Origin of the sequence: Enterobacter sp. 03-F-07-AD-ECC, from assembly GCF_047530935.1 — a bacterium.
Classification (GTDB): Bacteria; Pseudomonadota; Gammaproteobacteria; order Enterobacterales; family Enterobacteriaceae; genus Enterobacter; species Enterobacter cloacae.
Window position 1 is genome coordinate 1 of record NZ_JBLKBZ010000021.1, and the last position, 13116, is coordinate 13116.

General features: G+C 51.2%; 10 protein-coding genes and 1 pseudogene. 2 read left to right on the forward strand and 9 right to left on the reverse strand.

From position 1 onward, the window contains the following. Nucleotides 1-99 precede the first annotated feature (99 nt). From pcoC to pcoA, 3 genes and pseudogenes are all read right to left on the reverse strand, one after another. Nucleotides 100-348, reverse strand: a pseudogene (gene pcoC / locus ACMWKA_RS21085) (copper resistance system metallochaperone PcoC); the annotation flags it as partial. Between the two features lie 39 nt (nucleotides 349-387). Continuing rightward, nucleotides 388-1278 carry a copper resistance outer membrane transporter PcoB gene (pcoB, locus tag ACMWKA_RS21090; RefSeq protein WP_001378118.1) on the reverse strand — a complete coding sequence of 297 codons (891 nt, stop codon included), beginning with the start codon at nucleotides 1276-1278 and terminating at the stop codon, nucleotides 388-390. 5 nt (nucleotides 1279-1283) lie between these two features. Next, entirely contained in the window at nucleotides 1284-3101 is a 1818-nt protein-coding gene (gene pcoA, locus ACMWKA_RS21095; protein ID WP_000925240.1) for a multicopper oxidase PcoA, read from the reverse strand. 234 nt (nucleotides 3102-3335) lie between these two features. On the opposite strand from pcoA, the gene ACMWKA_RS21100 reads away from it, so the two are divergent. Together ACMWKA_RS21100 and ACMWKA_RS21105 are read left to right on the forward strand one after the other, a co-directional pair. Then, complete coding sequence (locus ACMWKA_RS21100; protein WP_001023257.1) at nucleotides 3336-3785, forward strand: copper resistance protein; 450 nt, start codon at nucleotides 3336-3338, stop codon at nucleotides 3783-3785. A gap of 288 nt (nucleotides 3786-4073) precedes the next feature. Then, on the forward strand, nucleotides 4074-4811 hold the full coding sequence (locus ACMWKA_RS21105) for a peptidoglycan DD-metalloendopeptidase family protein (protein ID WP_000287501.1): 738 nt from the start codon (nucleotides 4074-4076) through the stop codon (nucleotides 4809-4811). Between the two features lie 33 nt (nucleotides 4812-4844). On the opposite strand, the gene ACMWKA_RS21110 is transcribed toward ACMWKA_RS21105, so the two are convergent. The 6 genes from ACMWKA_RS21110 to cusF all read right to left on the reverse strand — a co-directional run bounded on the left by ACMWKA_RS21110 (nucleotide 4845) and on the right by cusF (nucleotide 13100). Further along, the gene (locus ACMWKA_RS21110) at nucleotides 4845-5042 is read right to left on the reverse strand and encodes a DUF2933 domain-containing protein (protein WP_000843494.1); all 198 of its coding nucleotides are present in this window, start codon (nucleotides 5040-5042) and stop codon (nucleotides 4845-4847) included. A 40-nt stretch (nucleotides 5043-5082) separates the two neighbouring features. Beyond that, complete coding sequence (silP, locus tag ACMWKA_RS21115; protein WP_001353604.1) at nucleotides 5083-7530, reverse strand: Ag(+)-translocating P-type ATPase SilP; 2448 nt, start codon at nucleotides 7528-7530, stop codon at nucleotides 5083-5085. A gap of 126 nt (nucleotides 7531-7656) precedes the next feature. Continuing rightward, the gene (locus tag ACMWKA_RS21120) at nucleotides 7657-8097 is read right to left on the reverse strand and encodes a DUF411 domain-containing protein (RefSeq protein WP_000758225.1); all 441 of its coding nucleotides are present in this window, start codon (nucleotides 8095-8097) and stop codon (nucleotides 7657-7659) included. 86 nt (nucleotides 8098-8183) lie between these two features. Further along, nucleotides 8184-11330 (reverse strand): Cu(+)/Ag(+) efflux RND transporter permease subunit SilA, encoded by a 3147-nt coding sequence (gene silA / locus ACMWKA_RS21125; RefSeq protein ID WP_000574029.1) that lies wholly within the window; start codon nucleotides 11328-11330, stop codon nucleotides 8184-8186. 10 nt (nucleotides 11331-11340) lie between these two features. After that, nucleotides 11341-12633, reverse strand: coding sequence for a Cu(+)/Ag(+) efflux RND transporter periplasmic adaptor subunit SilB (silB, locus tag ACMWKA_RS21130; protein ID WP_000157620.1), 1293 nt, complete (start codon nucleotides 12631-12633; stop codon nucleotides 11341-11343). A gap of 113 nt (nucleotides 12634-12746) precedes the next feature. Next, nucleotides 12747-13100 (reverse strand): cation efflux system protein CusF, encoded by a 354-nt coding sequence (cusF, locus tag ACMWKA_RS21135; protein WP_001246155.1) that lies wholly within the window; start codon nucleotides 13098-13100, stop codon nucleotides 12747-12749. Between the last annotated feature and the right edge of the window lie 16 nt (nucleotides 13101-13116).

Genomic DNA, 13116 nt, shown 5'->3' on the forward strand with positions numbered 1-13116 from the left:
TCAATCATTCGGACTCCAACGACTAGTCTAAAAACTAGTATTAAGACTATCACTAACTTAAGTGATACCAACTGTCTGGAGATTCAGGGGGCCAGTCTATGGCGCCACTTTTGCCGCGACCGGCATCGGAGAATGTGATGACATGCCTTTCATACCCGTCATCGTTAATTTTGCACCTGAGAATTTCACGGTCAGATTTTCCGAGAAATTAAGCTGAATCTTTTCCGGGGCCGCTACGGCTGAATCAGCCTGTGGCACAGAGCTTTTTAATTCCGGATGGGCCATAGCAGAGAAAGCAACGCCCATAACGAGGCCACCTGTAAGAATGGCTTTATTTAAAATCGACATTTTATTTACCTGTTTAGTTGAGTGTTTTATATCAGTGCGTTAAAACCAGATTCTGGCTCCCGCCAGGAATACTACCTGATGGTCTTTCTCACCTTCTCTTTTCGCCATATCGGATGTTTTCCCGTAAAGTTGATTCCAGGAAACGCCTATATAGGGTGCAAACTCACGGCGTATTTCATAGCGCAGCCGGAGCCCCAGCTCTGTGTCAGTCAGTCCCCTGCCGCGACCCCGCGATTCATCATCCTGACTGTAGAAATTCACCTCATAGGATGGCTGGAGTATGAGCCGGTTAGTCAGTAAAACGTCGTATTCTCCTCCCAGACGAAGGGCTGCTTTTCCGCCATTACTGACAAAACCCGTAATTTCAGACTCAAAATTATAGAGTGCCAGCCCCTGAAAACCGACAGCAGCCCAGGTCCGGGCAGAAGCAGGTCTGAAATCCTGCCTGACACCCGCAACCAAATCCCACCATGGGCCAACCGCATGTCCCCAGAGTAACTGCGCTTCAGCCGCCTCCGTTTCCCCATTGCTTCGTTCACCTTCACTCTTTAGCCAAATCCGATCTGTGTCGCCTCCAATCCAGCTGTTAACACTCCAGCTGAAATTGTTGGTGTTATCCGACCGTTGCCATTCCAGTTGATCCAGCAGAACCAGATAATTAATCGCACTGTCGTGAATCGCATGCCCCTGTAAATTGCCGAATGCAGCCTTCCGGTCGGCATCGGTAACAGGCGGAATTGGCGTTCTGCTCTCAGTTACAATGGGCTCCATTGACGTCATCTCAGTGAAATTCTCATCTGCTGGCATCTGCATGGCAGACATGTCGTGCCCGGCGTGGGGATCTGCAGAGACGGAGCCCGCCGCAATAGAAAGCTGTGAGGTAAACAAACCGGCGACCAGAACAGGTATGGCCTTCAAATTTCTCTTCATTCGCATCATTCCTCCACCCGGACTTCACGAAACATTCCCATTTCCATGTGATAGAGCAAATGGCAGTGATACGCCCAGCGGCCAAGCGCATCTGCTGTCACTCTGTAACTGCGTTTTGTACCAGGGGGAACATCTATTGTGTGTTTACGAACCATGAAATTACCGTTTTCATCTTCCAGATCGCTCCACATACCATGCAGGTGAATGGGGTGAGTCATCATGGTATCGTTGATCAGCGTGATCCTGAGCCGCTCACCGTATTTCAGCAGCACCGGTGCGGCATCTGAAAACTTGATTCCGTTAAATGACCAGGCAAACTTTTCCATGTGGCCGGTTAAATGCAGTTCTATGGTACGGCCAGGTTCACGTCCGTCAGGATCCTCAAAGCGGCTTTTCAAATCCGCGTACGTGAGAACCTTTCTTCCGTTATTTCGAAGACCAATACCCGGATCATTTAACTTCGGAGAGACGCTCATCGCCTGCATATCAACCAGTGGGTTATCCGTTTCTGACGCAGGATGACTTTGCATACCCGGCATTCCGGCCATCCGGGAATGATCCATACCGGCCATGCTGCTGTGATCCATGGGCGCGGAGGATGTCCCGCTATCCGGAAGGTCAGCACCGTCCATAGACATCATCTCTCCGCTGTTATCCATGCCTCCCATCTGGCTGTGGTCCATTCCTGCCATATCATGTCCCATTCCCCCCATACCCATATCTTCCATGGTCAACAGAGGACGGGGATCGAGGGGGGGAACGGCAGCACTTAACCCCTCTCTCGTGGCCAGTGTCCCTCGAGCGTAACCGGTCCTGTCCATGGATTGTGCGAAGATGGTATAGGCCTCACCCTGAGGCTCCACAATGACATCATAGGTTTCGGCAACGGCAATCCTGAATTCGTCAACGGTAACCGGGTTTACATACTGGCCATCTGCAGCCACGACCGTCATTTTCAGCCCGGGGATACGGATATCGAAATAGGTCATTGCCGAGCCGTTGATAAACCGTAAGCGTATCTTTTCACCGGGACGGAACAGTCCGGTCCAGTTTTTCAGCGGGGCCTGCCCGTTCATGAGATAGGTGTAGGTGTAGCCACTGACATCCGCGAGGTCAGTCGGATTCATTTTCATTTCAGCCCACATTTTCCGATCGGCAATGGTGGCTGACAGCCCCCTGGTATTCACGTCGCGGAAAAAAGAGCCAACGGTTGGTTTATTGAAATTGTAGTAATCCGACTGTTTTTTTAATTTTTTCAGCAGGCTGTGAGGATTTTCATCGGTCCAGTCAGACAACATGACCACATGCTCACGATCGTAAGTAAACGGTTCTGGCTCCCCGGCATCGATGATAATGGCACCGTATACCCCCTCCTGTTCCTGCAGACCGGAATGGCTGTGGTACCAGTAAGTCCCGTTCTGCTTAACCTTAAAGGTGTAAACGTAGGTATCATCAGGCTCTATGCCCATAAAACTCAGCCCCGGAACACCATCCATATTGGCCGGAAGAATAATGCCGTGCCAGTGAATGGACGTCTGTTCATTAAGACGGTTTTTGACCTTCAGGGTAATGGTGTCACCTTCTTTCCAGCGAAGAACGGGCCCCGGCAGGCCTCCATTGATTGTTTTGGCCTGACGCTCACTGCCCGTGATATTGACGGCCGTTTCACCAATGGTCAGGTCAAACTGAGTACCCTGCAGGGATGCGGCAACTGGCAGGCTCAGACTGGAACGCGCATTGAAACTCCATACGCCAAGACTTCCGGCTACGCCAGAGAGGGTTAACCCCTTCAGGAAAGTTCGTCGAGACGTTTTCAACAGCATGCGCATTCCCTTATTTAAAGTATAGTTACTGACAGAATTCGAGAACCGATTTAAATTAAATTACTGGTTCATCCACTTACAATGAAATGAATCTAGCACACCTTAAGAAACAAATTCATTACAATCGTGTAATGTACATAGCTGTATTACATTTACGTCATCTTCCCCACAGGTTGATTATTTTTATATATGATCATAAGGACATCTTTTATGTACCTCAGAAGGTAATTACACATGAATATATTAATCACGACCACTGCGTTTACAGCTTTATTTTGTGGGGCAGCTTTTGCTCAGTCCAGTGATATTGCCCATGAAGCACATCGATTTGTTAATAATGCCTCAGCCGTCAGTCATGTGAATTCCTCGACGCATGAAAACTTACCGGACAGGGTTAATAAAAACAACACGCCCTCATTCTCTGAAATGAATGAACATGAAAGGGCCATTGTTGCTCATTCATTTATGAACAACAGCGCGTCCTATGCGCATCAGAAAATGATTGAGGAACATAAAAAAATGCTGTCCGGCAGTGATGCAAATTCAAAGACCTCGTCTTCTTCTTTTAACGAACTGAATGCCGGAGAAAAAGCCGCTCTCGTGCATGAGCAGGTCAATAATGCCGGTGCGGAAGCACATCAGACGCAGGCAAGAAAGCTTCGCGGGCTGTATTCGACCAGGTAACTGCAGGCGGGTTAGTGCTTAGCGTCAGGTGCGCAGCAGGGCTTTACTGACGGGTTACGTAGCAGGACATGAGCCCCATATTGCTCTGCCGTAACCTGTTTCAGTCCCGTTAATCATCACCGTCGGGCTGGTCATACAGTTCCCAGAGCTTCAGGAGCAAACGGGAAACAAGATATGTTACAAAAATGACGACCATCAACGGTGCTCCCGATTAACTGACAGATGACACGCCTCCTGAAAACCCCTAGCATACGCCGCAGTGTTCATGCTAACGGCGAATTCCAGTAAATGTATTCTACCGATGTCGTAAAAGAAAATGCCTACCTTTCAGCCACCCGCTCGGGGCTGGAATCGAACGAGATCGCTACTCTTCAGCGCTCCTTGCCTTCCCGGTTTAATCTGCGGCATTTGAAAAAAAATGAATCATTAAAACTCGTACTGCAAAAGAAAGCGGGAAAATCACGTGTCGTGGCCTATAAATTTACGTCCGGTTCATTTAATTACACGGCGTATCGTATATCAGATAAAAAGTTCTATAACCTTTCCGATACTTCCGGGAAAGGCAGTCTCGATTATCCGTTACCGGCCACAGCAAGACTCAGTTCGCCTTTCAATCCTGCAAGACTTAACCCGGTATCGGGAAAAGTGAGTCCCCATAATGGCATTGATTATTCCATGCCCATGAACACGAAAATAGTCAGCGTCATCGACGGAAAAATCACCCGGGCCGAATACAACAGTACCATGGGATATTTTGTTGAAGTAACGGGAAAAGCCGGTGTTAAAACTCGCTATCTCCACCTCAATAAAATACTCGTTACTAAAGGGGCCAGGGTTACACGGGGAGGTGCTATTGCGTTATCCGGTAACAGCGGACGTTCATCCGGTCCTCATCTGCATTACGAGCTGGTCATCAATAACAACCCTGTTAACTCTCTGGCGTTCCGGGCAGCGGCACCCGCTGATAACAAACTCGAACAGCATGCCTTTGCGCATGCCAGAGACTACGAACGATACCTGGACTGATAACGGGACCGCGACGCGGCCCCGTCTGCCGGATTAATTTTTTTTATCGTTTTCACTTCCGTGATGTTGATGATCTCCATGCCCTCCGTGGCCGTGGAAAAGATGCATTAGCGGGCAGACCAGCAATAACAGATATGGCCAGTAACCTGCCACATGTGACCAGTGTTCGCGCAGGAGGGCAAATGCCGCGATCGCGGCGACAGCAATAAGCGCATAGGTGGTACTTTTCATACTGGACTCCTTCTGTTCGTAACTGACCCTTCACTCAGTGTTATTTCCCGAGCCTGACACTTTTCAGACGCAACGCATTCACAATGACGCTGACGGAGGAAAGAGCCATGGCCGCCGCCGCAATAACTGGCGACAGCAGTATTCCATACACAGGATAAAGCAGACCTGCAGCCACAGGCACGCCAAGTGCGTTGTAGATAAATGCAAAAAACAGATTCTGACGGATATTTTTCATGGTGATCTCTGACAGATGACGGGCCCTGTTCAGTATCATCAAGTCGCCTTTGAGAAGGGTGACTCCGGCACTTTCAATTGCCACATCTGTACCCGTTCCCATGGCTATACCCACGTCAGCCGCTGCCAGCGCCGGGGCATCATTCACACCGTCTCCGGCCATCGCAACCACATGGCCAGACTCTTTCAGTCGGGTTATCACTGCTTTTTTGCCATCCGGCAGAATTCCGGCTTCAACCTCATCTATTCCCAGTTTCCGTGCGACTGCTTCAGCAGTAAGCTGGTTATCCCCGGTGAGCATAACGATGCGGATCCCCGCCTGACGCAAAGCTTTAAGCGCATCCGGCGTGGTTGTTTTCACGGGATCCGAGATAGCTATCAGGCCTGCAAGGTCCCCGTCTGTGGCCACATAGATAACGGTAGCGCCTTCCATCCGCAACGTATCCGCAACGGCCTTTTGATTATCAATAACTATACTGTTTTCCTGCATAGCCAGTTCATTACCAATAACAACCCGTTGACCTTCGACATCGCCTGAGACACCTTTACCCGACGGTGCATCGAAATGAGTGACTGCGGGTATTGCGATCCCCTTTTCCTGTGCTGCTTTAACTACTGCCATACCCAGCGGATGCTGCGAGCCTTTTTCCACTGCGGCTGTTACACGCAAAAGAGATGTTTCCCCACCCGGATTGAGACTGATAATCCCTGTCACCGTAGGCGAACCTTCCGTGAGCGTGCCTGTTTTGTCGACAACCAGCGTGTCCACTTTTTCAAGACGCTCAAGGGCTTCGGCATTCCTGATTAACACCCCGGCCTGGGCTCCTTTGCCCACCCCCACCATTATCGACATCGGCGTGGCCAGCCCCAGCGCGCAGGGACAGGCAATAATCAGGACCGACACAGCCGCAATGAGACCGTGCGCCATCCTGGGCTCGGGCCCCCAGACAGACCAGATCACGAAAGCAACAACCGCGATAAGTATCACCAGAGGAACAAACCAGCCTGAAACGCTGTCAGCCATTCTCTGGATGGGGGCACGCGAACGCTGTGCATCAGCGACCATCTGAACAATTCGTGAGAGCATTGTTTCATCACCGACTTTCTCTGCACGGATGATGAGACTCCCTGTCTGATTAATGGTCCCCCCGATGACAGGGTCACCCTCCGTTTTGGTAACCGGCATAGATTCCCCGGTCACCATCGATTCATCAACGGTTGTTTTGCCTTCGATCACGATACCGTCGACCGGAATACTCTCTCCAGGTCTGATGCGGAGCTTATCGCCAGGCAGGACATCTTCCGCATTAATATCCGTTTCATGACCGTCATGATCCAGCCGTCTGGCGGTTTTGGGGGCAAGGTTCAGAAGCGCAGTAATGGCGCCTGAGGTTTGTTCCCGTGCCCGCAGCTCAAGAACCTGTCCCAGCAGAACAAGCACCGTAATAACTGCTGCGGCTTCAAAATAAACGGCCACCAGGCCATCCATGTTTCTGAACGATGCAGGAAACCAGGAGGGGAAGACGGTTGCAATGACGCTGTAAACCCAGGCTACGCCGGTCCCCATTGCAACAAGGGTAAACATATTCAGGGAGCGGTTACGTAACGACATTCCGGCCCGGGCGAAGAATGGCCAGCCACACCACAACACGACAGGGGAGGCCAGAAGCAGCTGCAGCCATGTGTTGTACTGTGGCGGTACTGTATTCCTCAACTCGGGAAACAGATGAGATCCCATTTCGAGTACCAGAACCGGAAACGCCAGCAACAACCCCAGCCAGAAGCGTCTTGTCATGTCGTGAAGTTCATCACTCGGCCCCGTGGATGCCGTAGCTACGAGCGGCTCCAGTGCCATTCCACAGACAGGACAGCTTCCGGGACCACTGCGGCGTATCTCCGGGTGCATCGGACATGTCCACACACCTTCAGAATTCTCTTTTTCCGCCTGGTGGTGAGGCTGTTTTATCTGATCAGGGCTGACTTCGTGATGATCGTGGTGATGGTGATGGGAATGTTCACTGGCATCTTCGGTAAGATAACGATCGGGATGGGCTTTAAATTTACTCTCACAGCTGGCGGAGCAGAAATAAAGTTGATGGTCCTGGTATCGAATGCTGCTGTGCGCCCTGTCGGGCAGGATGGCCATCCCGCACACGGGATCTCTCACCTTATGCAATACGTGGCCCTCGTCCGGGGATAATGTCTGCTCAGAAGCAGTCTGGTTGTTGTGTTGCACTGCATTGTCATTTTTCACAGTAACTCTCCTTATGCATACCGAAGCATCTTCTGTCTTCAGGGTATGTCATGGATGCGATTACCACGAATATCGCCGGCACAGGAGTGCCTGCTACCGGCGTCCCGTTATCAGCCGTTCCGCTGACTATTCGATTCGCTGGAAGACTTTTTTACTTCCATCCGGTGAGAATGCGATAACATCGTAAGCCTCTTTTCGGGCTCCCATCTCCATTCCAGGACTTCCTGCTGGCATACCGGGGGTGGCGAGACCGTATATACCTGAACCAGACTGCATTGCCTTATGTATCGTTGTCGCAGGCACATGGCCTTCAATGATCAAATTACCGGCAACCGCGGAATGACAACTTCGCAGTCCTGCAGGAATAGCATGCTTTTCTTTCAGGGCTGACAGCGCCTGATCATTCATGACGTGAGTTCGTACTTCAAACCCGTCTTTTTCCATCGCCTTGCCCCACAGGGAACAACAGCCACAGTTTTCAGATTTGTACATATCAATCACTTTTTCACTCGCCATCGCGGGCAGTGAAAGGCCGAGAGCCAGCGCCATCAGAACCACTTTTTTCATACTCACCTCTGTATATTATCGATTTAAACCCTGACGTCAGGGTGAATCAGTAAAGAAGGACACCCACAGGGGGTGCCCTTTCAGGTTCAGGACACGCTTTTTTTATGTCTGCGCAGCCAGATTAATTTGTAGGCGGCAGGAATAATGAACAGGGACAGCAGCGGAGCCGTGATCATCCCACCAATCATGGGTGCCGCGATACGGCTCATGACTTCTGAACCTGCACCGGTTCCCCAGAGTATTGGCAGCAGACCCGCAATGATCACCGCCACGGTCATGGCTTTCGGCCGGACACGCAGTACGGCACCATGATAGAGGGCTTCATCAAGGCCTTCCGGTGTGAACGTCTCTTTACGGGACAATTCCGGGTGCGCTTCAATGGCATGACGCAGATACATCAGCATGACCACGCCAAACTCTGCTGCCACCCCGGCCAGAGCGATAAACCCCGTTCCGGTTGCGACAGACATATGGAAGCCCTGCCAGTACAGGAACCATATCCCGCCAACCAGGGCGAACGGCAGGCTCATCAGGATCAGCAGGGCTTCATCAACCCGGCGGAATGCCAGATACAACAGGATGAAGATGATCATCACCGTCATCGGCACCATCAGCTTCAGTTTCTTGTTGGCATGCTCAAGCAGTTCAAACTGTCCGGAGAATGACACGCTGGTACCCGGTCTCAGTTTCACTTTCTGACTGATCGCCGTTTTAATGTCATTAACCACCGACACCATATCCCTGCCGCGCGCGTCAATGTAAATCCAGCTGGCTGGACGGGCATTTTCCGTTTTCAGCATAGTCGGCCCGGAAACGACCTTAATATCCGCAACATCGCCCAGCGTGATCTGCTGCTTCATCGGGGTCAGGATCGGCATCTGTTTCAGGGCCTGCGGGCTGTTCCGGTAATCCTGCGGATAGCGGATATTAATCGGGTACCGGGCCACGCCTTCAACCGTTTCCCCTACCGTCGCGCCGCCGATGGCTGATGAGATGAACAGCTGCACATCGCCCACCGTCATTCCGTAGCGGGAGGCTTTTTCCCGGTTGATATCCACATCAATGTAGCGCCCGCCTTCCAGTCGCTCTGCGAGAGCAGACACTACGCCGGGTACGGTTTTGGCGACCGCTTCGATACTCTGCGCCGTTGCATCGATATCGGACAGAACCGTTCCGGACACCTTGATACCTATCGGGCTTTTGATCCCGGTTGAGAGCATATCAATACGGTTACGGATTGGCGGCACCCAGAGGTTTGCCAGCCCCGGTAAACGGACGGTCCTGTCGAGTTCTTCAATAATCTTGTCAATCGTCATGCCTGGACGCCACTGATCCTCAGGTTTGAGCTGGATCGTGGTTTCAACCATTTCGAGCGGTGCGGAATCCGTGGCGGTCTCTGCTTTACCGGTCTTGCCAAATACAGAGGCCACTTCAGGAACGCTTTTGATTAACTTGTCCGTCGTCTGCAGGAGCGCTGCAGCTTCAGCCGGAGAGACACCCGGCAGGGTCGACGGCATATACAACAGGTCGCCCTCGTTAATCTTCGGCAGAAACTCACCGCCCACCTGGCTCAGCGGCCAGATAACGGTGAAAATGGACAAGGCCGCAACCAGCAGGGTTGTTTTTGGCCAGTGGAGAACCCGCAACAGCAATGGATGATACGCTTTGATCAGTACCCGGTTCAGGGGGTTACTGGTCTCTGCAGGAATTTTCCCCCGGATCCAGAATCCCATCAGAATCGGAATGACGATGATGGCCAGCGCGGCCGCGCCCGCCATGGAGTACGTTTTCGTGAATGCCAGCGGGCCAAACAGACGTCCTTCCTGACCTTCCAGGGTAAAGATAGGAATAAAGGACAGGGTGATGATCAGCAGGCTGATAAACAGTGCGGGTCCCACTTCAACGGAGGCATCGGTAATCACCTTCCAGCGGGTGGCGTTGTCAATCTGCTCACCCGGATGCTGATGATCCCACTCCTCAAGCCGCTTATGCGCATTCTCAATCATCACAATGGCGGCATCCACCATCGCACCGACGGCAATCGCTATCCCTCCCAGCGACATGATATTGGCGTTCAGTCCCTGGAAGTGCATGACGATAAAGGCGATACACAGACCAAGCGGCAGAGAGATAATCGCCACCAGGGCAGAACGTACGTGCCACAGGAACAGGGCACAGACGATGGCCACCACGATAAACTCTTCCAGAAGTTTGGAACTGAGGTTATCAATCGCCCGGTCGATGAGCTGGCTGCGATCGTAGGTGGTCACGATTTCAACGCCTTCCGGCAGGCTGGCCTTCAGCGTCTCAAGTTTATCCCTCACTGCCGTGATAACGTCGCGTGCATTTTTACCCGACCGCAGGATCACCACGCCGCCAGCGACTTCGCCCTGGCCGTTCAGCTCGGCAATACCACGCCGCATTTCAGGCCCGGTCTGCACGCGGGCAACATCCCGCAGATAAACCGGCACGCCGTTCTCGCCTGTTTTCAGGACGATGTTATTAAAATCATCAATGCTCTGAAGATAACCGCTGGCACGGACCATATACTCAGCTTCGGCCATTTCAACGGATGAGCCACCGGCCTCCTGGTTAGACGATTCAAGGGCCTGTTTCACTTCGGGCAGGCTGATACCATACTGAGACAATTTTACCGGATTGACCTGAATCTGGTACTGTTTCACCACGCCGCCAACCGAAGCGACCTCAGCCACGTTCGGGATGGTTTTCAGCTCAAATTTCAGGAACCAGTCCTGCAGAGAACGCAGTTCTGAAAGGTCGTGTTTTCCGCTGCGATCGACAAGGGCATATTCAAATATCCAGCCCACCCCCGTGGCGTCCGGACCGATTTCAGAACTCACACCGGCGGGCAGTTTTCCCTGTACCTGGTTCAGGTACTCCAGCACGCGGGAACGGGCCCAGTACAGATCGGTGCCGTCTTCAAAAATGACATACACATACGAATCACCGAACTGTGAAAAACCACGCACGGTTTTTGCGCCAGGCACGGACAGCATGGTGGTGGTAAGTGGATAGGTGACCTGGTTTTCTACAATCTGCGGGGCCTGGCCGGGATAGCTGGTTTTGATAATGACCTGCACATCTGACAGGTCAGGCAAGGCATCGACAGGCGTGTTAATAATCGTCCATGTGCCCCAGATGCTGAGAAACAGGGCCCCCATCATGACCAGGAAACGGTTGGCGACAGAGCGCCGGATAATCCATTCAATCATCGTCGTCTCCTCAGTGCCCTGAATGCATATTTACAGGCTGGTCAGACATTGCTGGCATACTGCTTTCTGTTTTTTCAGGGTGGCGCATACGTTCCAGTGCGCCCGTAATATTGGCTTCAGAGTCAATGAGGAACAGGCCACTGACCACCACGGTATCGCCTTCATTCAGGCCGGAGCCGATGCCGGACTGTTGCTGTGACTCATGCAGAACGTGGATCTGTTTCGGCACAAACTTGCCTTCATCATCAACAGTAATCACGCGCTGTTCTTTGCCGGTATCGATAACGGCCTGGCTTGGTATCAGCAGCATCTCCTGGCTTCTGGTATTCAGTTTCAGATAGGCATTCATGCCCGGCTTGAGAAACTCATCCTTATTAGAAACCTGGAGACGGACCTGAAGCGTACGGGTTGTCTGATCCACGCTGGGAAGAATATTCCATTTTTCGACATGGAATGTTTTATCCGGATAAGCCGGTACCGAAATTTCAAACTGCGACGTATCTTTCAGCAGATAGGCGATAGATTCTGGCACTGCAGCGCTGATCCAGACCGGGTCCATTCCCTGAATCTGAGCCACCACCTTATCTTTCGAAATATTCATGCCGGTGCGCAGGTCAAATGCAGTAATGACACCATCAATAGGTGCTTTAATGGTAAAACGGGTCTGAATGCTCCGGGTAGAACGCAGTCTCTGAATATCCTCTTCCGGCATACCTGCCAGGCGAAGCCGTTCCAGAACGCCTTTAATTTGCGTGGAAGTACCACCGGTGCTGGATAACAGAAGGAATTCACTCTGTGCTTCCACCCAGTCCGGAATGGTAATATCGATAAGTGGCGTCCCCTTCTTCACATGATCGCCAATCGTCATGGGGTAGACTTTTTCGACAAACCCGTCAGAACGCGCCTGCACAATAACAAACTGATACTCGTTATAGCTGACATTAGCCGGGATTGTCTGAGAATAATTCAGCATTCCTCGCGTGACTTTTTGCGTTTTTAATCCCAGATTCTGAACCTGGGTTGGGTCGATACGGATCCCGCCACTGCTTTTATCGCCACTGTCATCAGCATATTTTGGCACCAGGTCCATATCCATAAAGGGCGATTTTCCGGGTTTATCAAATTTGGTATCCGGTTTCATTGGGTCATACCAGAAAAGCACCTTTCGTTCCGGTGCCTTTTGTTCTGTTTTTTCTGTCTTTTGTGCTGAGTTTACATACTGCCAGGCAGTAACCGATATCAGCCCCCCTGCTATGAGGCTGCTGATAATTATTGCAGCATATTTTATCTTTAAAGAAGCCATACAATTTTCCGCTAAAAAATCAAAACACCTGGCATATGCGCCTGACGGTTAACTCACACATATACCTATGTGAATGTACAGGCGCACAGGATGTAATCGCTCCGGACAGCCAATCAGGACTGCGTCACGTTAATGCTTTTGAGTAAGGAGATATTGCCCTGCTGAATAAACGAGAAATCGACATGGTTGCCTGTTTTCAGGGCATTAATAGCATCGTCTGCATTAACAAAAGTAAAGCGCATGGTCATTGCAGGCCAGCCCACCGCTGGAATTGCTTCATGCGAAATGGTGATTTTCTTAGTATTCATATCAATGTCTTTAACGACACCGGTGCCCTTGATAACTTGCTGTACCGAAGCATCACTGGCAGTATTCATATCGCCATGCTGATGTGTTTCAGCATGAAGACCGGCAGAAAACATGACAGAGAAGGCACCAAATAAAACGGCTTTAAGTGAATTACGCATTTTAATTTCCTGATTA

What these genes read in the sequence shown, in the direction of transcription:
- silB (WP_000157620.1), bottom strand. Translation starts at nt 12,633, where the DNA reads ATGGCTTCTTTAAAGATAAAATATGCTGCAATAATTATCAGCAGCCTC.
- ACMWKA_RS21110 (WP_000843494.1), bottom strand. Translation starts at nt 5,042, where the DNA reads ATGAAAAGTACCACCTATGCGCTTATTGCTGTCGCCGCGATCGCGGCA.
- ACMWKA_RS21105 (WP_000287501.1), top strand. Translation starts at nt 4,074, where the DNA reads ATGTATTCTACCGATGTCGTAAAAGAAAATGCCTACCTTTCAGCCACC.
- ACMWKA_RS21120 (WP_000758225.1), bottom strand. Translation starts at nt 8,097, where the DNA reads ATGAAAAAAGTGGTTCTGATGGCGCTGGCTCTCGGCCTTTCACTGCCC.
- ACMWKA_RS21100 (WP_001023257.1), top strand. Translation starts at nt 3,336, where the DNA reads ATGAATATATTAATCACGACCACTGCGTTTACAGCTTTATTTTGTGGG.
- pcoB (WP_001378118.1), bottom strand. Translation starts at nt 1,278, where the DNA reads ATGAAGAGAAATTTGAAGGCCATACCTGTTCTGGTCGCCGGTTTGTTT.
- cusF (WP_001246155.1), bottom strand. Translation starts at nt 13,100, where the DNA reads ATGCGTAATTCACTTAAAGCCGTTTTATTTGGTGCCTTCTCTGTCATG.
- silA (WP_000574029.1), bottom strand. Translation starts at nt 11,330, where the DNA reads ATGATTGAATGGATTATCCGGCGCTCTGTCGCCAACCGTTTCCTGGTC.
- pcoA (WP_000925240.1), bottom strand. Translation starts at nt 3,101, where the DNA reads ATGCTGTTGAAAACGTCTCGACGAACTTTCCTGAAGGGGTTAACCCTC.